The 19,413-nt window shown below is 74.4% G+C and carries 17 protein-coding genes and 5 tRNA genes; 13 read left to right on the top strand and 9 right to left on the bottom strand.

Annotation, left to right across the window (positions count from 1 at the left end; translation table 11 throughout):
- Positions 1–19 precede the first annotated feature (19 nt).
- The 5 genes from ACIRFH_RS21895 (at position 20) to ACIRFH_RS21875 (ending at position 8,691) form a co-directional block, all read left to right on the top strand.
- A complete protein-coding gene (locus ACIRFH_RS21895; RefSeq protein ID WP_403523214.1) occupies positions 20–658 on the top strand; it encodes a GNAT family N-acetyltransferase in 639 nt (212 codons plus the stop codon).
- A 116-nt stretch (positions 659–774) separates the two neighbouring features.
- Positions 775–1,995: a precorrin-6y C5,15-methyltransferase (decarboxylating) subunit CbiE gene (gene cbiE, locus ACIRFH_RS21890; RefSeq protein WP_403523211.1), complete on the top strand. Its 1,221-nt coding sequence runs from the start codon at positions 775–777 to the stop codon at positions 1,993–1,995.
- Positions 1,996–2,343: 348 nt separating this feature from the next.
- Positions 2,344–6,432 (top strand): nicotinate-nucleotide--dimethylbenzimidazole phosphoribosyltransferase, encoded by a 4,089-nt coding sequence (cobT, locus tag ACIRFH_RS21885; RefSeq protein WP_403523209.1) that lies wholly within the window; start codon positions 2,344–2,346, stop codon positions 6,430–6,432.
- A gap of 182 nt (positions 6,433–6,614) precedes the next feature.
- Positions 6,615–7,847 carry a uroporphyrinogen-III C-methyltransferase gene (cobA, locus tag ACIRFH_RS21880; protein WP_403523206.1) on the top strand — a complete coding sequence of 411 codons (1,233 nt, stop codon included), beginning with the start codon at positions 6,615–6,617 and terminating at the stop codon, positions 7,845–7,847.
- 1 nt (position 7,848) lies between these two features.
- Complete coding sequence (locus tag ACIRFH_RS21875) at positions 7,849–8,691, top strand: TrmH family RNA methyltransferase (protein WP_403523203.1); 843 nt, start codon at positions 7,849–7,851, stop codon at positions 8,689–8,691.
- Between the two features lie 38 nt (positions 8,692–8,729).
- Here ACIRFH_RS21875 and ACIRFH_RS21870 read toward each other — a convergent pair whose 3' ends face one another.
- The gene (locus ACIRFH_RS21870) at positions 8,730–10,199 is read right to left on the bottom strand and encodes a serine/threonine-protein kinase (protein ID WP_403523442.1); all 1,470 of its coding nucleotides are present in this window, start codon (positions 10,197–10,199) and stop codon (positions 8,730–8,732) included.
- 514 nt (positions 10,200–10,713) lie between these two features.
- On the opposite strand from ACIRFH_RS21870, the gene ACIRFH_RS21865 reads away from it, so the two are divergent.
- From ACIRFH_RS21865 to ACIRFH_RS21855, 3 genes are all read left to right on the top strand, one after another.
- Positions 10,714–10,896 (top strand): hypothetical protein, encoded by a 183-nt coding sequence (locus ACIRFH_RS21865; protein ID WP_161165735.1) that lies wholly within the window; start codon positions 10,714–10,716, stop codon positions 10,894–10,896.
- 577 nt (positions 10,897–11,473) lie between these two features.
- Positions 11,474–12,433 (top strand): phosphotransferase family protein, encoded by a 960-nt coding sequence (locus ACIRFH_RS21860; RefSeq protein WP_403523200.1) that lies wholly within the window; start codon positions 11,474–11,476, stop codon positions 12,431–12,433.
- Positions 12,434–12,533: 100 nt separating this feature from the next.
- Entirely contained in the window at positions 12,534–12,815 is a 282-nt protein-coding gene (locus tag ACIRFH_RS21855; RefSeq protein ID WP_403523196.1) for a zf-TFIIB domain-containing protein, read from the top strand.
- A gap of 55 nt (positions 12,816–12,870) precedes the next feature.
- Here the strand turns inward: ACIRFH_RS21855 and ACIRFH_RS21850 are convergent.
- The 5 genes from ACIRFH_RS21850 to ACIRFH_RS21830 form a co-directional block, all read right to left on the bottom strand.
- A tRNA-Val gene (locus ACIRFH_RS21850) sits at positions 12,871–12,942 on the bottom strand.
- A 14-nt stretch (positions 12,943–12,956) separates the two neighbouring features.
- Positions 12,957–13,028, bottom strand: a tRNA-Val gene (locus ACIRFH_RS21845).
- A gap of 17 nt (positions 13,029–13,045) precedes the next feature.
- Positions 13,046–13,117: transfer RNA gene (locus ACIRFH_RS21840), tRNA-Val, on the bottom strand.
- Position 13,118: 1 nt separating this feature from the next.
- Positions 13,119–13,192: transfer RNA gene (locus tag ACIRFH_RS21835), tRNA-Cys, on the bottom strand.
- Positions 13,193–13,230: 38 nt separating this feature from the next.
- A tRNA-Gly gene (locus ACIRFH_RS21830) sits at positions 13,231–13,303 on the bottom strand.
- A gap of 178 nt (positions 13,304–13,481) precedes the next feature.
- Between ACIRFH_RS21830 and ACIRFH_RS21825 the strand changes: the two genes are divergently transcribed.
- From ACIRFH_RS21825 to ACIRFH_RS21815, 3 genes are read left to right on the top strand one after another with little or no spacing between them, the layout of a single operon-like run.
- Positions 13,482–14,534: a chorismate-binding protein gene (locus tag ACIRFH_RS21825; protein WP_403523194.1), complete on the top strand. Its 1,053-nt coding sequence runs from the start codon at positions 13,482–13,484 to the stop codon at positions 14,532–14,534.
- Positions 14,531–15,352, top strand: coding sequence for an aminotransferase class IV (locus tag ACIRFH_RS21820; protein WP_403523191.1), 822 nt, complete (start codon positions 14,531–14,533; stop codon positions 15,350–15,352). The genes ACIRFH_RS21825 and ACIRFH_RS21820 overlap by 4 nt, the downstream gene beginning before the upstream one ends.
- Positions 15,353–15,403: 51 nt before the next feature.
- A complete protein-coding gene (locus ACIRFH_RS21815; RefSeq protein WP_403523188.1) occupies positions 15,404–16,228 on the top strand; it encodes a GNAT family N-acetyltransferase in 825 nt (274 codons plus the stop codon).
- Positions 16,229–16,248: 20 nt separating this feature from the next.
- On the opposite strand, the gene ACIRFH_RS21810 is transcribed toward ACIRFH_RS21815, so the two are convergent.
- The gene (locus ACIRFH_RS21810; protein WP_403523185.1) at positions 16,249–16,773 is read right to left on the bottom strand and encodes a DsbA family protein; all 525 of its coding nucleotides are present in this window, start codon (positions 16,771–16,773) and stop codon (positions 16,249–16,251) included.
- Positions 16,774–16,977: 204 nt separating this feature from the next.
- Here ACIRFH_RS21810 and ACIRFH_RS21805 point away from each other — a divergent pair, with 204 nt between their 5' ends.
- A complete protein-coding gene (locus ACIRFH_RS21805; RefSeq protein WP_403523182.1) occupies positions 16,978–17,427 on the top strand; it encodes a hypothetical protein in 450 nt (149 codons plus the stop codon).
- A gap of 214 nt (positions 17,428–17,641) precedes the next feature.
- Complete coding sequence (locus ACIRFH_RS21800; protein WP_403523180.1) at positions 17,642–17,821, top strand: hypothetical protein; 180 nt, start codon at positions 17,642–17,644, stop codon at positions 17,819–17,821.
- 51 nt (positions 17,822–17,872) lie between these two features.
- On the opposite strand, the gene ACIRFH_RS21795 is transcribed toward ACIRFH_RS21800, so the two are convergent.
- Complete coding sequence (locus tag ACIRFH_RS21795; RefSeq protein ID WP_403523439.1) at positions 17,873–18,433, bottom strand: CGNR zinc finger domain-containing protein; 561 nt, start codon at positions 18,431–18,433, stop codon at positions 17,873–17,875.
- 384 nt (positions 18,434–18,817) lie between these two features.
- The gene (locus tag ACIRFH_RS21790; RefSeq protein WP_004002642.1) at positions 18,818–19,231 is read right to left on the bottom strand and encodes an SsgA family sporulation/cell division regulator; all 414 of its coding nucleotides are present in this window, start codon (positions 19,229–19,231) and stop codon (positions 18,818–18,820) included.
- Positions 19,232–19,413: the final 182 nt, after the last annotated feature.

Genomic DNA, 19,413 nt, shown 5'->3' with positions numbered 1-19,413 from the left:
CAGGTTTACGGAGCGGCGCATGACGAGCACCTTCCCCAACATCTCCATCAGCACGGAGCGGTTGGTGCTGCGCCCCCTCGACGAGGACGACGTCCCCGCCCTCGCGGCGATGATGAACGACGAGCAGGTCGGCGCCTGGACCGACGTCCCGCAGCCCTTCACCGAACAGGGCGCCCACACCTGGATCACCGAGTACGCCCCCGCCGAGCGCACCACCGGCCGCGGGCTCGACCTCGCCGTCACCGAGTTCCTCACCCAGCGCCTGGTCGGCATCGTCCAGCTGACCAAGACCGACTGGCACGTGCGGTCCACCGAGCTGTCCTACATCGTCGCCCCCTGGGCCCGCGGCGAGGGCTACGCCTCCGAGGCGGCGCTCGCCACCGCCCAGTGGCTCTTCGGCGACCAGAAGTTCGAGCGCATCGAACTGCGTACCGCGGCCGACAACACCGCCTCCCAGCAGGTCGCCCAGAAGATCGGCTGCATCAGCGAGGGCGTCCTGCGCAACGCCTGCATAGCGCACGTCCGCGCGGACGACGGCACCTGGACCGACGTACGCACCGACTTCATCGTGTGGAGCCTGCTGCCCGAGGACATCGAGGGTGCGGCGGGGCACCTGGCCGACAGCGACGGTTTCACCACCTTCACCGACTGGAACTGATCCGGGGGACGGCGGCGTCACCACCGCGCCCCGAGGCGGCACCGGGTACCCTCACGGAGCCCGCCCACGAGCGGATCCGCGACACGACCTGCGAAGAACCCTGGAGACTGACGACGATGGCCGACCGGGTCACGGTGATCGGCTGGGACGGTTCGCCACTGACCGCCGCGGCACGCGCGGCCCTGGGTGCCGCCACACTGGTGGCCGGCGCCGCCCACCACCTCGCGCTCCCCGAGGTGCCGCCCGCCGCCGAACGCATCCGGCTCGGCAGCGTCGCCCTCGCCGCCCGCCGCATCGCCGCCCACCGGGGCACGGCGGTCGTCCTCGCCGACGGCGACCCCGGCTTCTTCGGCGTCGTCCGCACCCTGCGCGCGCCCGAGTTCGGCCTGGAGGTCGAGGTCGACCCGGCCGTCTCCTCCGTGGCCGCCGCCTTCGCCCGCGCCGGCATGCCCTGGGACGACGCCCATGTGGTGGTCGCCCACCCCCGTACCCTGCGACGCGCCGTGAACGTATGCCGGGCGCACACCAAGGTCGCGGTCCTCACCTCTCCGGGCGCCGGCCCCGCCGAACTCGGCCTGCTGATGGAGGGCGTCCACCGCACCTTCGTCATCTGCGAGGAACTCGGCACCACCCGCGAGCAGGTCACCGTCGTCACCTCCGACAAGGCCGCCGACCACACCTGGCGCGACCCGAACGTCGTCATCGTCGTCGGCGGTGCCACCGGCCCGGGCGCCCCGGCCGACGGGGGCGGCTGGATCGCCGGCCGGGACCCCGCCGCCGGGCCGCGCGGCTGGTCGCTGCCCGCCGAGGCGTACGGCGGCGAACTCGGCGAGGGCGAGACCGGACTGCTGCGCACGGCCCAGCTCGCCCGGCTCGGGCCACGCCTCGGCGACCTCGTGTGGGACATCGGCTGCGGCAGCGGAGCCTTCGCCACCGAGGCCGCGCGCGCCGGCGCCGCCGTCATCGCCGTCGACCGCGACCGGGACGCCTGCGCCCGCACCGAGGCCACCGCACGGCACTTCGGCGTCCAGCTCCAGACCGTGCACGGCACCGCCCCGCACGTCCTGGAGAACCTCCCCGAACCGGACGTCGTCCGCGTCGGCGGCGGGGGAGCGGCCGTCCTCTCCGCGGTCGCCGACCGCCGTCCGCAGCGCATCGTCGCCCACGCGGCGACCCGCGACGCGGCCGAACTCGTGGGCAGGGACCTGTCGGAGCACGGCTACCGCGTCGAATGCGCCCTGCTCCAGTCCGTGGGGCTCGACACCCGCGCCTGGACGGAGACGGAGCGGAGCGTCGTTTTCCTGCTCAGTGGGGTACTGCCCGACCGCGCCCCGTGATCGGATCGTCGTATCGCGCGGGGTAGGCTGGCGGATTGTTGTACCGCACTCGGACACCGGACGCTTCGTCGCCCAATGTCCTGAAAACCCGCCAGTTCCGGGTGGTGTGTGTGGTACGGCGGAACCGGAGGACGCGCAACGTGGCGCAGTCCACAGCGGGCCGTTGCGGATCAAGCTGTCGTGACGGGGGAACGACCGCGACAATGCCACTGAATGGCTTTGTCGTCTTTTCCGGCGGGTCGTTCGTGCCGCTGGGCACGCACGCTCGTTCTTCACTACGGGGCGGTCGGTGCGCCGTCCCGGGTGAGCTGGTCGTAGAAGCACTAACCGATGGGCGAGGGGTTACGCATGACCGACACCGGCCAGATCCCGGGCGAGGGGCTGCCGGAGAACGCAGGCATGGTGGAGCAGCCGGGCGTCCCCGCATCCGGCGCGTACACCTACCTCTCCGAGACCACCGCCGAGGACGAGGACCTGTTGCTGCTGCCGGGCGCCCAGAGCGCCTGGGGCAACGAGGTCGCGCCGCCCGCGCCGGAGCCGGTCGTCGAGACCGTGCACCAGCCGGGTCCGCACGAGATGTCCGGCCGCGACAGCGGCTCGGTCGACCTCGGCGGCGTCCGCCTGCCGGAACCGGCCGCGGAGCGCACGGCCGCGCCGGCCCCGCCGCGCCGGCCCCTGCACCTCGGTCCGCCGATCCCCGACGCCTCCGCGAGCCCCGTCCGCTCCCTCGCCGACCGGGGCCCCGCCGACATGCCGGTGCGGCACGCCGGTCCGCCGACCGCCGGCCCCGAGTACCTCGACGTCCCGCAGGCCGCCGCGGCGCCTCCTCAGGGGGCGGCGCCCTGGGGCGCGCAGGCGGCCCCGTCGGGCACCGGGGCGGCGCCTGCGGAAACGGTTGTTCCAGTCCCGGACCAGCGTCCCGAGCCGCTGGGCGCGGCCGAGGCCCTCGTCTCCCGCGTGGCGACGGAGGCCGTGGCGGCGACCGGCGGCGTCCCGGCACCGGCGGAGGCCGGGGCCCCGGTCGTGGACGCCGCCGAACCCGGAGCCGCGCAGGCCGTGCCGGACGCGCAGGCCGTGCCGGGCGACGGAACGGCCCACGTCACGGGAGCCGCGCTCATCGCCGACGGCGGACACGAGTCCTCGGCCGAGACCGGCGGTGCGCCGCTGCTCGGTACGGACGGTGCGCCCGAGACCGGTGACGTGCAGGGAGCCGACACCGCACAGCAGCCGCCCGCGCAGGAGCCCGGCGCCGTGCAGGGGCCGGCTGACGTACCGGCACCCGAAGCGGTCACGTCCGAGGCCGTGTCGGTCGCCGAGGCACCCGGGGCCGTGACCGTGCCGGAGCCGGAGCCGGAGACCGACCAGGCCGCCGCCGTTCCGCCCGCTCCGGAGGCCGGTCCCGGGCAGCAGCCCGGCGTGCCGGAGCCCGCGTCCGGCACACTGCCGCCGGGTGAGGGCGTACCGGCCCCTGAGGCGGTGGCGTCCGAGCTCGAGCCGACGCCCGAGGCGCCCGAGTCCGAGCCCACGCCGGTCGCCGAGGCGCCCGAGTCCGCTTCGGCCCCTGCGGCAGTGGCCGACTCCGCGCCGGTCCCCGAGTCGGTCGCGCCCGAGTCCGCCCCGGTCGCCGAGGTTCCCGAGGCCGAGGCCGAGGCCGTGCCGGGGCCGGGGGCCGACCGGGCCGCCGTCGTGATGCCCGCGCCCGAGACCGGCGCCGAGCAGCCGGGCGCGTCGGAGTCCGCCACCGGCATACTGCCGCCGGCCGATGGCGCACCGGCCCCCGAGGCACCCGTGTCCGAGCCCGACCCCGCCCCCGAGGCGCCCGTGTCCGAGCCCGCCGCGGAAGTCTCCGAGCCGCCCGTGGCGGCAGAGGCCGAGCCGATCGCCGAGCCGTCGGAAGACCCCGCGCCCCAGTCGGTCCCGGCGGTGGACCGGACCCGGTCCGCGGAGCCGGCCCCGGCCGTCGACCCGGTAGCGGCGGCCGAGCCTGCGCCGACGACAGACCCGGTAGCGGCGGCCGAGCCGGCCTCGCCTTCCGAGCCCGCAGCCCCGGCCGAGCCGCTCGCGGCAGCCGAGCCGGCCCCGGCTTCCGAGAAGCAGGAGTCCCAGCCGGCCGGCGCGCCCGCGTCCCAGGACGTCCAGGCGCCCGCCGTGCACGGTCCCGAGGCCGCCGTGCCCGGACCCTTCCCGGAGGCACCGGAGGCACCGGAGGCACCGGAGGACCGGACGGCCGCCCCCGCCGCGGTCACGGCCGAGGAGGCGGCCGCCGTGCAGGACCCCGTGCAGGACCAGGCCCCGCAGCCTCACCCGGGCGTCCCGCACCCCGCCCAGGGCCCCCAGTCCCTGCCGGTCACGGACGCGGCGCCCCAGACCCACGCGGCGCACACCACGACCGTGCCCGCGCAGCAGCCCGGAGGCCCGGCGGAGTCCCCGGCACAGCCGGTGGGCCGGTTCGTGCCGGTCGACGGCGGCCAGGTGCCCACCATCCCGCACCTCGCTCCGACCCCGCCCGAGGCGCTCGTCCTCCCCGCGGAGGCCCAGGACGCGCCGGCCCGGCACGCGGTCGCCGACGTCCCCGCGCCGTACGAGGCCGACGCCGGACTCGTACAGAACGCCGACGACCTGGACACCCGGGACGCCGGACAGGAAGACCAGGAAGACCCGCACGTGAGCACGGCCGCAGAGGCAGACGTACGACAGCCCTCCGGCCCCGCGGCACCCGCCTACGACGACGCCGAGCGCGAGGCCGTCCTGAAGGTCATGCGTGAACGCCGGGACATCCGCAACGGCTTCCGCAGCGACCCCATCCCGCACGAGGTGCTGCTCCGTGTCCTGGAGGCCGCCCACACCGCGCCCTCCGTCGGGCATTCGCAGCCCTGGGACTTCGTCGTCATCCGCTCCGCCGACACGCGGCGCGCGATGCACGAACTGGCGATGCGTCAGCGCGACGCGTACGCGAAGTCCCTCCCCAAGGGCCGGGCCAAGCAGTTCAAGGAACTGAAGATCGAGGCCATCCTCGACACCCCGGTCAACATCGTCGTCACCGCCGACCCCACCCGTGGCGGCCGGCACACCCTGGGCCGGCACACCCAGCCGCAGATGGCGCCGTACTCCTCCGCGCTCGCCGTCGAGAACCTCTGGCTCGCCGCCCGCGCCGAGGGCCTCGGCGTCGGCTGGGTCAGCTTCTTCGACGAGCGCGAGATGGTCCGCGCCCTCGGCCTGCCCGAGCACCTCGAGGTCGTCGCCTACCTGTGCGTCGGGTACGTCGACGAGTTCCCGGACGAGCCCGAGCTGATGCAGGCCGGCTGGTCCAAGCGCCGCCCGCTGTCGTGGGTCGTCCACGAGGAGACGTACGGACGCCGCGCCCTGCCCGGCGAGGCCCCGCACGACCTGCTCGCCGAGACCGTCGCGCAGATCCGCCCGCTGGACGCCAAGGCGCTCGGCGAGGCCTGGGAGCGGCAGAAGCGCATGACCAAGCCGGCCGGCGCGCTCGGCATGCTGGAGATCATCTCCGCGCAGCTGTCCGGGCTGTCCCGCCAGTGCCCGCCGCCCATTCCGGAGCCCGCGGCCGTCGCGGTCTTCGCCGGCGACCACGGAGTGCACGCCCAGGGCGTCACTCCCTGGCCGCAGGAGGTCACCGCTCAGATGGTGGCCAACTTCCTGGGCGGGGGAGCGGTCTGCAACGCCTTCGCCACCCAGGTCGGCGCAGAGGTCTGCGTCGTGGACGTCGGTGTCGCCGCCGACCTGCCCGCCACCCCCGGTCTGCTGCCCCGCAAGGTCCGCGCGGGCACCTCCGACATGACCACCGGTCCCGCGATGACCCGCGAGGAGGCCCTGCAGGCCGTCGAGGTCGGCATCGAGACCGCCCGCGACCTGGTGGCGGCCGGCAACAAGGCGCTGCTCACCGGCGAGATGGGCATCGCGAACACCACCGCGTCCGCCGCCCTGATCTCCGTCTTCACGGGCGCCGACCCCGCCGAGGTCACCGGCCGCGGCACCGGCATCAACGACGAGACGCTGGCCCGCAAGACGGAGGTCGTGCGCCGCGCGCTGGAACTCCACCGGCCGGACCCGGCCGACCCGATCGGCGTGCTCGCGGCGGTCGGCGGCTTCGAGCACGCGGCCATGGTCGGCCTGCTGCTCGGCGGCGCCTCCCTGCGCACCCCGGTGATCCTGGACGGCGTCAGCGCCGGCGCCGCCGCGCTCGTCGCCCGCGCGATCGCCCCCGAGGTCCTCGCGGCCTGCATCGCCGGTCACCGCAGCGCCGAGCCCGGCCACGTCGCCGCGCTCAACAAGCTGGGCCTGCGTCCCCTGGTCGACCTCGACCTCCGCCTCGGCGAGGGCACCGGCGCGCTGCTCGCCCTGCCGATGGTGCAGAGCACGGCGCGGGCGATGCACGAGGTGGCGACGTTCGACTCGGCGGGCGTCACCGAGAAGTAGCGGCCGCACACCGCAGGGGGCCCGGCACCAGGGTGCCGGGCCCCCTGCGGACACGCCGCGCGTGGGTACGACCGCCTGCACCCGGCAACGCCGTCCAACCACCGGACCACCTGGGCCCCACCGGCCACCCCGCCATAAAATCCGCACGTCAGCGCCATCGCCGCAAGAGGAGCCGTCCCCTCATGGCCGAACACCCCGCCTACCCCGTAGGCCTCCGCCTCACCGGCCGACGTGTGGTCGTGCTCGGCGGCGGACAGGTCGCCCAGCGCCGCCTTCCGGCCCTCATCGCCGCGGGCGCGGACATCCGCCTCGTCTCCCCGGAGGCGACCCCCTCGGTCGAGGCCATGGCCGACGCCGGCGAGATCACCTGGGAGAAGCGCCCGTACGCCGAAGGGGACCTCGCGGACGCCTGGTACGCCCTGATCGCCACCGGCGACACCGCGGCCAACACCGCCGCCTCCGCCGAGGCCGAACGCCACCGCGTGTGGTGCGTCCGCTCCGACGACGCCGACGCGGCCACCGCCTGGACCCCGGCCACCGGGACCAGCGAGGGCGTGACGGTCGCCGTGCTCACCACCGACGCCCGGGGCCGCGACCCCCGGCACACCGCCGCCATCCGCGACGCGGTCGTCGAGGGCCTGCGCGATGGCACCCTCGTCGCCCCGCACCACCGCACCCGCACCCCCGGCGTCGCCCTGGTCGGCGGCGGCCCCGGCGACCCGGACCTGATCACCGTCCGCGGCCGCCGCCTGCTCGCCGAGGCCGACGTCGTCATCGCCGACCGGCTCGGCCCCCGCGACCTGCTCGCCGAGCTGCCGCCGCACGTCGAGGTGATCGACGCGGCGAAGATCCCCTACGGCCGCTTCATGGCGCAGGAGGCCATCAACAACGCGCTGATCGAGCACGCCAGGCAGGGCAAGTCGGTCGTACGGCTCAAGGGCGGCGACCCGTTCGTCTTCGGGCGGGGCATGGAGGAGGCCCAGGCACTGGCCGAGGCGGGCATCCCGTGCACGGTCGTCCCCGGCATCTCCAGCTCCATCTCCGTCCCCGGCGCGGCCGGCATCCCCGTCACCCACCGGGGCGTCGCCCACGAGTTCACCGTGGTCAGCGGCCATGTGGCCCCCGACGACGAGCGGTCCCTGGTCGACTGGCCGTCGCTGGCGAAGCTGACCGGTACGCTCGTGATCCTCATGGGCGTCGACAAGATCGGCAAGATCGCCGAGACCCTCGTCGCGCACGGCAGGTCCCCCAAGACTCCGGTCGCCCTCGTCCAGGAGGGCACGACCGCCGCCCAGCGCAGGGTCGACGCCACCCTCGCCACGGTCGCCGACACCGTCGTCGCCCAGGGGGTCAAGCCGCCCGCGGTCATCGTCGTCGGCGACGTCGTCCACCAGGGGCCGCAGGGAACCGCCTGACATGGCCGAACCGATCGTCCTCCGGGACCCCGACGACCCCCGCCTGCACGACTACACGAACCTGACCGACGTCCAGCTGCGCCGCCGCCGCGAACCCGCCGAGGGCCTGTTCATCGCCGAGGGCGAGAAGGTCATCCGACGGGCCCTGCGGGCGGGCCACGAGATGCGGTCGATGCTGCTGTCGGCCAAGTGGGCCGACGTCATGCGCGACGTCATCGAGGCCACCCCCGCCCCGGTGTACGTGGTCGATCCCGCCGTCGCCGAACAGGTCACCGGCTACCACGTGCACCGCGGCGCCCTCGCCTCCATGCGCCGCGAACCGCTGCCCGCCGTGGCCGACCTGCTGCGCGCCACGCCGGCCCACGGACGAGGGGACGGCACGGTCCGCCGGGTCGCCGTGTTCGAGGACATCGTCGACCACGCCAACGTCGGCGCCGCCTTCCGCAACGCCGCCGCCCTCGGCGTCGACGCGGTCCTCCTCACCCCGCGCTGCGCGGACCCGCTGTACCGGCGCTCCGTGAAGGTCTCGATGGGCGCCGTCTTCCAGGTGCCGTGGACCCGCCTGGAGTCCTGGCCGGCGGACATCGGCACGCTGCGCTCCGCGGGGTTCACGGTCGCCGCGCTCTGCCTGAGCGACCGGGCCGTCACCCTCGACGAACTCGCCGCGAAGAACCACGGGAAACTCGCCCTGCTGTTCGGCACGGAGGGCACCGGCCTCACCCCCGGGGCGCTCGCCGCGGCCGACGAGCACGTGCGCATCCCGATGGACGCCGGCGTCGACTCCCTCAACGTGGCGGCCGCCTCGGCGGTCGTCTTCTACGTCACCCGGCCGGGAGCCGCCTGACCCCACCGCCGCGGGCGGCGACCACCCGGACGGACAGGTCAGAATCCGGACGTTCCAGGTTCCGGCCCGTCGGCACGCAGGTCGGTCTGCTCCTGCTGGGCCCGTACCCCGCCCCGGTCGTCACCGAGCCCCCGGGACGGTCCCTGGCACCCCTGTGCGGCGGCGATGCCGAGGGCGACCAGCAGCGTCACCACCACGAAAACGAACAGCCGCTGTCGCAGCAGGCGCGGATTGGCGGGACGCAGCCGGGTCCCCGTGGTCCGCTGCCCCGGACGGCCGGACCCGCCGCGCGACCCGGGCCGGCCGCCGCCGGAGCGCGTGCCGTTGCGCCCGGTGTCGCGGGGGACGGGCGTGGGCCGTCCCCCGGCCCGGGCCCCCGCACGGCCCCCGCGCGAGACGTCGCCGCGGGACGCGCCGTCGCTCCGTGGGGAGGAGCCCCCGCGCGACGGCACGCCGCCGCGCGGGGCGGGGCCCCGGCCGCGCGCCGGTGTGACGCCCCGCGCGGGCGTGCCGCTCCGCGAACCCGACGCGCCCCGGGGCGGGGGAGTGCCCTGGCCGCCCGGCTGCCCCTGCGGGCGCCGCTGGACGCGCTCACGCTCCGGATAGGTGTCGGCGAGCCGACCCGTGGGCCGGTCCGCCTCCGCGGACCGCGGCGCGGGCGGCCGTACGTCGGCGAACCCCTGCGCCTCCCGGGCGGCGATCTCCTTGAGCCGCAGGGACAGCTGGAGGGTGCTGGGTCGCTCCTCGGGGTCCTTCGCCAGACACGCCCGCACCAGCGGCGCGAGCGCGTCCGGCACCCCGCGCAGCTGGGCCTCCTCGTGCACCACGCGGTACAGCATCACCTCGGAGCTGCCGTGCCCGAAGGGCGAGTCGCCCATCGAGGCGTACGCCAGCGTGGCACCCAGCGAGAACACGTCCGTGGCCGGCGTGACGGCCGCCCCGCGCACCTGCTCCGGCGCGAGGAAACCGGGCGAGCCGACCGCCGTGCCGACGTGCGTGAGCGTCGAGGCGCCCGTCGCCCAGGCGATGCCGAAGTCGATGATCCGCGGCCCCTTCGGGGACAGCAGGATGTTGGACGGCTTCAGGTCCCGGTGCACGACCCCCGCCTCGTGCACGGCGACCAGGCCCTCGGACAGGGCGGCCCCGACGGCGGCGACGTCCGCCGCACCGAGCGGGCCCTCGTCGACGACCTTGTCGTGCAGGGAGGGCCCGGGGACGTACTGCGTCGCGAACCAGGGCCGGTCCGCGTCCAGGTCCGCGGCGACCAGCCGCGCGGTGCACCCACCGCGGATCCGCCGGGCCGCCGAGACCTCGCGGGCGAACCGGGACCGGAACTCCTGGTCCTCCGCGAGATCCGGCCGGATGACCTTCAGCGCGACCCGTTGCCCCTTCTTGTCGGAGCCCAGGTAGACCACGCCCATACCGCCCGCGCCCAGCCGCCTGTGAAGCCTGAACGAGCCGACGACGCGCGGGTCCTCGCGCCTCAGGCGCATCATCGCCATGTTCATCCCCGCTGCCCGGTCCCTGTGACGTGCCACAGCTTACGTTTCCCCGGCCGCCCGCGCGCAGAGGCCGCGCCCTCTCCTCCCGAGCGATTGTCGGTACGGGGCGGGAGAGTTGAAGGGCGGTCAGACCCCCCGGGGGCATCCGAGCCTCACACGGCCCATGATCCCAACCACCCGGCGGGGGGAGGAGGTTGATCCAGACAGGGGCGATCATGCGGGGCGGGGCCCCCGGCCGGGACGGAGGGCGCGGCCCGTGCGTCGCGCACGTGATCGAAGTCACCGGGCGGCGCGTGTCCCCTCCGGGAAGACCCCGAGAGGCGGGACCGGGTCTCCACCCAGGGGAGTACACCACGGGTCGTGGCTCATCCTCCGGGAGGCCCGGCAATCGGTACGAGGGCATGACGTCCCGCGGACCCCGGGCGCCTAGATTTGAGGTCAAGCGGCGGGTGCAGCACTCGTCCCCCGAGGTCAGACGCCCGCCGCTGCCAAAGACAACGGAACGGTCGGGAGAGGGACCATGGCCCAGACGGCACCGCGGACGCTGGTCCGCACGCGGGAACAGCGCCGTCAGGGACGTCGTCACCCGGTGGTGGCGACCCTCATGGCCCTGCCCCTGGCGGTCCTGCTCCTCCTCGTCTTCGACGGGTGGGAGACAGTGGCCACACAGGCGTCGTCCGTGGGTGTGATGCTGGGGCGCTGAGAGGCGACCCCCAGGCCCGGAAGAGCGGTCCGGGCAGGGACATCCACCCATGAAACCCCGTGGGGACGGGGGTGCGGCGGACGGCAGAATGCCGGCGCAGCTGGGGAGCTGCGCCGGCATTGCTTTTCCCACGCCCGCCTCCCGCCCCAGCCGCCACCGCAGCTGCGGGCAGTCGCACCCCCCGGTGCCTGAACAGTCTGGGAAACACCCCCAGGGGCGATGGAGGTCCCCGCGCATGGGGCCCCCTGGGCGAGTGAAGCCGAGCGCGGGGAGGGTGGACGCTGACCAGGTGCCTCCCCCGGAGGGGCACCTGGTCAGCGCCGGGCCACGCGACCCACTCCCGCCGGGAAGTCCGCAACGCCAGCCGCACACCCCTTCCCCGCGCCGGGCACCCGATCGCACCGGCCCCTACACCCCTTCCCCGCGCCGGGCACCCGATCGCACCGGCCCCTACACCCCTTCCCCGCGCCGGGCACCCGATCGGACCGGCCCCTACACCCCCTCTCCGCGCCGGGCACCCGATCGCACCGGCCTCCACCCCACCCCCGCCCGCCCCGCACCCCCGTACCCTCACCCCGTGACCCCGGACGCCCTCCTCCCCGCCCTGACCGCCCACGTCAGAGCCGCCGCCCACCCCCACGCATCCCCCACCACCCCCTGCCCCTGCGGCGCGGCCACCCTCGCCGACCGCCCCGACACCACCGTCGTCCGCCACGCCGGCACCGTCGCCAAGGCCCACGCCGCGGACACCGACCCGGCCGAGCTGGCACTCCGGGTCACCGTCGCCGCCCGTCTCCCCGGCACCCTCCTCCCCCCGCTCCACCCCACCCCCACCCACCTGCACGGACGGCTCGTCACCCACTGGCCCTACGGCACCCCCGTCGACCCCGACGCCCCGGACGCCGCGCCCTGGGAGGCCGCCGCCGCCCTCCTCGCCCGGCTCCACCGGGCCCCGTCCCCCGTCGCCGGACCGCCCGTCATGCGCGGCCCCGAGAAGGCGGCCCGCGCCGTCGCCCTGCTGCGCGCCACCGCCCCGCACCATCCCGCCACCGCCCCCGTCCTGCAGGCCTGGAGCGCCCTCCCCGCCTGGGCACGCGGCGAGGCGGCCATGCCGGACACGACCACCCTCTGCCACGGCGACCTCCACCTCGGCCAGCTCATACGCCACCCCGTCCCCGACGGCCCCTGGCTGCTGATCGACGTCGACGACCTGGGCGTGGGCGTGCCCGCCTGGGACCTGGCCCGGCCGGCGGCCTGGTACGCCTGCGGACTGCTCCCGCCCGACGCGTGGGACCGCTTCCTGGCCGCCTACCGTGCGGCGGGCGGCCCGGCCGTCCCGCAGGACGGCGACCCCTGGCCCGCCCTGGACGTGCCGGCGCGTGCCCTCACCGCACAGACCGCCGCCCGCGCCGTCACCAAGGCCGCCGCGGCCGGCAGCCCCCTGGACGAGGTGGAACGCTCCCTGGTCGACGCCTGCGCGCGGATGGCGCCCGTCACTCCCCTCATCCCTGCCGCACCCCCCTCCCCGCCGAGTTGAGCCGGGGTTTCCCCACGTAGGGTGCAACCGACCGCCGCCGGACGGAGTCTGTCCAGGCGATACGCGAAGCAGGACCGACCAGCGAGGAGTTGAGCCGAACATGCAGTGCCCCAAGTGCCACGCACCGATGCACACCTACAACCGCAACGGCGTTCAGATCGAGCAGTGCAGCGGTTGCCGCGGGATCTTCCTCGACTACGGGGAGCTGGAGTCGCTGACCCGTCTGGAGGCGCAGTGGTCCCAGCCCGCGCCGCCGCCCCCGCCCGCCGCCCCGCAGGCCTATCCGGCCGCCCAGGCTCCCGCCTGGGGCGCCCCGCAGCACGGCCACGGCCACTACGGCCACCACCACAAGAGCTTCGGCCGCATGCTCTTCTCCAGCTGAGCGCGAGCACGACGAAGCCCCCGGCCGTACGAGACGGCCGGGGGCTTCGGTGCTGTGGACGATACTGGGATTGAACCAGTGACCTCTTCCGTGTCAGGGAAGCGCTCTCCCGCTGAGCTAATCGTCCTTGGAGATACTGCGTGCGCGATACTGGGATTGAACCAGTGACCTCTTCCGTGTCAGGGAAGCGCTCTCCCGCTGAGCTAATCGCGCGGGGTCCTTGCGGACAGTGGACGATACTGGGATTGAACCAGTGACCTCTTCCGTGTCAGGGAAGCGCTCTCCCGCTGAGCTAATCGTCCTTGGAGGTGGAGACGGGATTTGAACCCGTGTAGACGGCTTTGCAGGCCGTTGCCTCGCCTCTCGGCCACTCCACCAGGAGTGTAGGGGACCCGGGAGGACCCCTGTTCCTGCGAGCGGACGACGAGGCTCGAACTCGCGACCTCAACCTTGGCAAGGTTGCGCTCTACCAACTGAGCTACGTCCGCCTGTCGGTCCGGTCCGCTTGCGCGTCCCGGCGACGTGTTGAACTCTAGCGGATTCCCGGGCCAGTACAAAAACGCGTTTGTGCAGCGTGCTGCGGTGCCCCGGCGCGCGGACCTGGTCAGGGCCTCCGGAAGGACACGTTCGGGTCACCTGGACGACACGCCGCCTAGACTCGGCCACGTGCTCGACCTCCCTCCCCTCGCCCGGTTCGGCGACCGGCTCGCCACCGGTCTGCTCGACGTCACGAGTGATCCCGCCGCCCTCGAATCCCAGGGCTTCTGGGCCGTGTGCGCGGACTTCGAGGGCCGCCTGACCTGCGCACGTTTCGCCGACGTACGGACGATCCCCGTCCCCGCGCCGGTACCGGGCCGCTGGCGGGGGCCGGCCGTCGGCGACTGGACGTCCTCCCTCGACCGCGCCGCGTACACCGCCGCCGTGCGCCGCATCCGCGCGTACATAGCCGCCGGCGAGGTCTACCAGGCCAACCTCTGCCGGGTGCTGTCGGCGCCCGTCGCCCCCGACGCCGACGTGGACGCCCTCACCGCGGTGCTGGCCCGCGGCAACCCCGCGCCGTACGCGGGAACGATCCGGCTGCCCGGGCACGGCCTCGAGATCGCCACCGCCTCGCCCGAGCTGTTCCTGAGCCGGGACGGCCGGACCGTCGAGTCCGGGCCGATCAAGGGCACCGGACGGACCGAGGCCGACCTGCTGGAGAAGGACTACGCCGAGAACGTGATGATCGTGGACCTGGTCCGCAACGACATCGGCCGGGTCTGCGCCGCGGGCAGCGTGACGGTGCCCGACCTGTGCGCCGTGGAGAAGCACCCGGGGCTGGTCCATCTCGTGTCCACCGTGCGCGGCGAGCTGCGCCCCGGCGCCGGCTGGCCGGAGCTGCTGGGCGCCGCCTTCCCGCCCGGCTCGGTCACCGGCGCTCCCAAGGCGAGCGCCCTGCGGATCATCCAGGAGCTGGAGACCGCGCCCAGGGGCCCCTACTGCGGCGGCGTCGGCTGGGTCGACGCCGACCGGGGCACCGGCGAGCTGGCCGTCGGCATCCGCACCTTCTGGATCGACCGGGCCGCGGGGCTGCTGCGCTTCGGCACCGGCGCCGGCATCACCTGGGGGTCCGACCCCGAGGGGGAGTGGCGGGAGACCGAACTGAAGGCGTCCCGGCTGCTCGCGGTAGCGTCGGGTGCGTACGAGGCCGACGGAAGTGGAGAGGCGCAACAGACGTGAAGATCTGGCTCGACGGCGGACTGCGGGACATCGAGTCCGCCCGTGTCTCCGTGTTCGACCACGGGCTGACCGTGGGCGACGGCATCTTCGAGACGGTCAAGGCGGTGGACGGCAGGCCGTTCGCGCTGACCCGGCACCTCGACCGGCTGACCCGCTCGGCCCGCGGCCTGGGCCTGCCCGACCCCGACCTCGACGAGGTCCGCCGCGCCTGCGCCGCCGTCCTCGAGGCCGACCCGATGCCGCTGGGCCGGCTGCGCATCACCTACACCGGCGGCCACGGTCCGCTGGGCTCCGACCGCGGGGAGCACGGCACGACCCTCGTGGTCGCCCTCGGGGAGACCGGCCGCCGCCCCGACTCCACCGCCGTGATCACCGTGCCCTGGACCCGCAACGAACGCGGCGCGCTCGCCGGTCTGAAGACCACCTCCTACGCCGAGAACGTCGTCGCCCTGGCCCGTGCCCGCGAACGAGGCGCCACCGAGGCCCTGTTCGCCAACACGGTCGGGCAGCTGTGCGAGGGCACCGGGTCCAACGTCTTCGTCGTCCTCGACGGCGAGATCCACACCCCGCCGGTCGCCTCCGGCTGCCTCGCCGGGATCACCCGGGCGCTGACCGTCGAGTGGACCGGCGCCCGCGAGACCGACCTCCCGCTGGACGTCCTGGAGCGCGCCGACGAGGTCTTCCTGACCTCCACCCTGCGGGACGTGCAGGCCGTGCACCGGATCGACGACCGCGAACTGCCGGGCGCGCCCGGCCCGGTGACCGCCAAGGCCATGCGGATCTTCGACGAACGGTCCGGGGACGACCTCGACCCGTGAGAGGCGATATTCGACTGCTCCAGAGGCCGTGCGAGGGGTAGAACTCCCCTGATGACCACGACTCTGCGGCCGACCGAGCCGCTTCAGCGCGCGGCCGACGGGAGCCGTTCACGCCGCTACCAGGTGTGTGTGAACAGCCGTCCCGTCGGCGCGATACACCTCGGCACCTCCCCGGCCTTCGGCGACTCGGTGGCCGTGATCCACGAGTTGCGCATCGACGAACCCGACCGACGGCGTGGCAGGGGCACGGTCGCCGCGCTCGCCGCCGAGGAGGTGGCACGGAGCTGGGGCTGCCGGCAGATCCAGGTGAGCATCACCGGTGACGACGAGGCCGCCCCGCGCCTCGCCGGGGCGCTCGGCTACGTCCTGCGCACCCGCGGCATGGTGAAATCACTCGGCGCCGCCCCGCCCGTCCTGCCCGCGGGCAGCAGCCCGCGCCCCATGACCTCCGCCGAGTTCGACGCCTGGCAGAGCCACCAGTCGGAACAGTACGTCCGCACCTGGATGGAGCGGGGCGTCCCGGAGGCCGAGGCCCGCGCCAAGGCCCGCAACGACCACCGGACCCTGCTGCCGCGGGGCCTGGACACCGAGAACACGCTGTTCAGCGTGCTCGAGCACGACGGCGACCGGGTCGGCGTCCTGTGGCTGGCGCTGCACGAGGACCGGGCCTACGTCTTCGACGTCGAGACCGACGCGGCCCATCGCGGGCGGGGGCACGGCCGCACGCTGATGCTCCTGGCGGAGACCCAGGCGCTCGCCGCCGGCCGGCGCCTCGTCGGACTGAACGTCTTCGCGGGCAACACCCCGGCCGAGCGGCTCTACGCGTCGCTCGGTTACGAGACCACGCGCTACAGCTACTCCAAGCCGTTGCTGTAGGAGCCCGGCCGGACGGCGCTTCAGGCGTCCTGTCCGGCCAGGAGCCGGTCCACGATCTCCTCGATGCGCCCGCGCAGCCCTTCCTGGCTCTTGCCGCCGTCGAGGCGCTCGCCGCCGATCACGTACGTGGGGGTGCCGGTCACGCCGATCGCCTTGCCCTCGGCCTGGTCGGCGTCGACGATCAGGATGTGCCGGCCGTCGACGAGGGCGGTGTCGAACTCCTCCGCGTCCAGCCCCAGTTCCCGGGCCACCTCGACCAGGAAGGGCTCCCCCCTGCGGTCCAGCTCCGCGACCCGGCCCAGCACGGCCTCCACGTACGGCCAGCCCCGGCCCTGCTCCATGGCCTCCTCGGCGGCCTGCGCGGCGGCGAAGGCGTGCTTGTGCTTCTCCAGCGGGAAGTGCCGCAGTCGCACCTCGAGACGGTCGCCGTAGCGGGCGCGCAGGGCGCGGACGTCGTCCAGGGCGGTGCGGCAGTCCGGGCACTGCAGCTCGCACCAGACGTCGAGAACGGGAACGGCGGCGGGGGCGGGGGAGGAGTCGCTCATGCCCCCAGTCTCCCAGCCCCCGCGGGGACGCCCCAACCGGACCCGGGGCGCCGCCGGTGTACCCCGTCACCGGCACCTGGGAAGGAGCCGACCCCTAGATCTCCCTGATGTAGGGGTCGGGACGTGGCCCGGCCGGGCCACGGCGGTGCAGGATGGAAGGGACGAAGTGCTCATGCCCGACCGGAGCCCACCCTGGAGGACCGGATGATTGCCGAGACAGTCTGCTCCGCGGTGTCCGCGGCCGGCTTGGGCATAGCGGCGGTCACCGCGTACCGAAGGCGGTTCCTCGCGGCCGCCCGCATCGCCGCGTACGCACTGATTCCGGTCGGCCTGGTGATGACGGGCATCGTGGAGTGGCTCGCCGACACGGCCTTCAGCCCGACGGCCTGGGCCGGCTTCGCCGTGCTGGGCGTCGCCTGGGTGCTGTTCATGACCACGCGCGCCGTGGAGCGCCGCCGCGGCGGCACCCGCAAGGAACGCAAAGAGGCCCGCGCCGCCGCACAGCGCGAGACGGCGGCCCCGTCGGACTCCAGGCCGTCCCTGGGCGGCTCCGGCGCCTCTGCGGCGCCCCGACCCGCCCGGCCCGCGAGCGCACCCCGCGGCGACGAGGACTTCAGCGACATCGAGGCCATTCTGAAGAAGCACGGCATCTGAAGAAGCACGGCATCTGAGGGAGCACGGCGCCCGAGGAAGCAGGGCGCAGGTGGGCGTGACGCCGTATTGAAACGACACAACGGTCCGGGCCCGTCGGCGGACGCTCGGAAATGATCACAACCCGAACCGGACATTGCGGAATTCAACGAACACCCGGTGCTTACGGGCGTGTTGATCGCGCCGGGCGGGTGCGCTGCGTCATCATCACGGCGAGATGCCGGACCCGACTCAGCTGGACACACAGCTGGACACGAGACAGAGCGAAGCCGCGCCACCACAGGACGAACCGCGCGGCTGCCTCTTCGCCCTTTCCCAGCCACCGCTCATGATCTTCCTTGCGGTGATCGGGTGTCTGCTCCTCATGGCTTCGTTGCACGACCTGCTGTTGCTGTGAGCCGTACCCGCGGTCCCCGGCGTCACCCGCCGGGGCCGTGTCGGTCCGTGTTCAGCCCGTGGCCTCCTTGCGCCGTGCCCGGTACGCGGCCACGTGCAGGCGGTTCCCGCACGTACGGCTGTCGCAGTACCGCCGGGAGCGGTTGCGGGAGAGATCGACGAAGGCACGCCGGCAGTCGGGCGCCTCGCACCGGCGCAGCCGCTCCTGCTCCCCGGCGACCACGAAGAAGGCCAGGGCCATGCCGCAGTCGGCGGCCAGATGGTCGGCGACCGAGGCACCGGGTGCGAAGTAGTGGATGTGCCAGTCGTAGCCGTCGTGGTCGGTGAGCCGGGGGGTGGTCCCGGCGGCGGCGACCAGCTCGTTGATCAGCCCGGCGGCGGCACGGGGCTCCGGGGCGGCGAAGACGGCCGCGAACCGGCCGCGGATCTTGCGCACCGCCGCGAGGTCCAGCTCCGAGAGGGCACCCACGTCGCTGATCTCGTGCGCTCCCACGAAATCCTCGAGGGCCGCCACGTCCGGCAGCCCGTCCGGCGCCGAGTCGTCCTCCGGCACGGTGTTCACCAGATCCACCACGGTGTCGAGCGCGCACCGGGTGTCGTGGGTGATCAGCACGTTCTGCTCCCTGGCCTGGGGGTCGGGCGCGGGCACCCGCCGATGCTGGCCGATCGTAGTGGCTTCCGCGCCGGCCGGACCGGCTCCGCCCACGGCCCCGGGCCCGCGGTCGCCGGTACAACGGCGGCGAACCGGCCCTGGTTCCCGCCCACGGCCCTCCCGCGCCCGGCTCTGCGCGGGCTGCTCTCCGTACCCGGCCCCCTTCCCGCCCCACCCCGGCGGACGGTGCCGCTGCCCCGCGGTGGCCGCCGGGGCACGCACGCGCACCGGCGTTGTCCCGCGGGGGTCCGCGGCGACGACGCCGGTGTGTGTCGTATGCGGTTGTCCGGGCCCGTGCCGTCACCCCGAGTCGACGGCGCCGGGCGGCCTCACGGGGCCTCGCCCCTAGCTTTCCGCCAGGATGTGCGAGAGCTCCTGATCGAGATCGAAATGCCGGTGTTCCGTGCCGGGGGGCACGGCGGCGTCTGTGCGCTTCAGGAAGGACTCCAGAGCCCGCGCCGGGGCCTCGAGCAGTGCCTCGCCCTCCGGGGAGCTCAGGGCGATGCACACGACGCCCTGACCGTGACTGCGCGACGGCCAGACTCGGACGTCACCCGTGCCGGTGGGGCGGTGGAGGCCTTCGGCGAGGAGGTCGCGGGCGAACACCCACTCGACGGTTTCCTCGGCTCCGGTGTGGAAGGTGGCGTGCACGGCGTAGGGGTCGGCCGTGTCGTACCGCAGGCCTGCGGGGACAGGCAGGGAGGACTCGCTCGACACAACGAGGCGCAGGTGCAGCTCGCAGCTGACCGTGGTGTTCATAAGCGCCAGGGCCTTTCGCTCAGTGTGCGCTCGGGGATTCGCACGTCGGCGAAATCGACATGCCACCTACGGTGCCGTTGTAAACCCCTCTGAGTGTTTTGCGTGGGTTTAGGTAACTCTTCCGGCCGAAAGATCGTTCTCGGCGTGCGCCCATTCCGGTGACAGGTTTCGCTCCGGTAGTG

Source organism: Streptomyces sp. NPDC093586 (assembly GCF_044764905.1).
Lineage (GTDB): Bacteria > Actinomycetota > Actinomycetes > Streptomycetales > Streptomycetaceae > Streptomyces.
Note: the sequence above shows the minus strand (reverse complement) of the source record. Positions and strands in the feature narration are given on the sequence as shown.

What these genes read in the sequence shown, in the direction of transcription:
- ACIRFH_RS21895 (WP_403523214.1), top strand. Translation starts at nt 20, where the DNA reads ATGACGAGCACCTTCCCCAACATCTCCATCAGCACGGAGCGGTTGGTG.
- cbiE (WP_403523211.1), top strand. Translation starts at nt 775, where the DNA reads ATGGCCGACCGGGTCACGGTGATCGGCTGGGACGGTTCGCCACTGACC.
- cobT (WP_403523209.1), top strand. Translation starts at nt 2,344, where the DNA reads ATGACCGACACCGGCCAGATCCCGGGCGAGGGGCTGCCGGAGAACGCA.
- cobA (WP_403523206.1), top strand. Translation starts at nt 6,615, where the DNA reads ATGGCCGAACACCCCGCCTACCCCGTAGGCCTCCGCCTCACCGGCCGA.
- ACIRFH_RS21875 (WP_403523203.1), top strand. Translation starts at nt 7,849, where the DNA reads ATGGCCGAACCGATCGTCCTCCGGGACCCCGACGACCCCCGCCTGCAC.
- ACIRFH_RS21870 (WP_403523442.1), bottom strand. Translation starts at nt 10,199, where the DNA reads ATGAACATGGCGATGATGCGCCTGAGGCGCGAGGACCCGCGCGTCGTC.
- ACIRFH_RS21865 (WP_161165735.1), top strand. Translation starts at nt 10,714, where the DNA reads ATGGCCCAGACGGCACCGCGGACGCTGGTCCGCACGCGGGAACAGCGC.
- ACIRFH_RS21855 (WP_403523196.1), top strand. Translation starts at nt 12,534, where the DNA reads ATGCAGTGCCCCAAGTGCCACGCACCGATGCACACCTACAACCGCAAC.
- ACIRFH_RS21815 (WP_403523188.1), top strand. Translation starts at nt 15,404, where the DNA reads ATGACCACGACTCTGCGGCCGACCGAGCCGCTTCAGCGCGCGGCCGAC.
- ACIRFH_RS21810 (WP_403523185.1), bottom strand. Translation starts at nt 16,773, where the DNA reads ATGAGCGACTCCTCCCCCGCCCCCGCCGCCGTTCCCGTTCTCGACGTC.
- ACIRFH_RS21805 (WP_403523182.1), top strand. Translation starts at nt 16,978, where the DNA reads ATGATTGCCGAGACAGTCTGCTCCGCGGTGTCCGCGGCCGGCTTGGGC.
- ACIRFH_RS21800 (WP_403523180.1), top strand. Translation starts at nt 17,642, where the DNA reads ATGCCGGACCCGACTCAGCTGGACACACAGCTGGACACGAGACAGAGC.
- ACIRFH_RS21790 (WP_004002642.1), bottom strand. Translation starts at nt 19,231, where the DNA reads ATGAACACCACGGTCAGCTGCGAGCTGCACCTGCGCCTCGTTGTGTCG.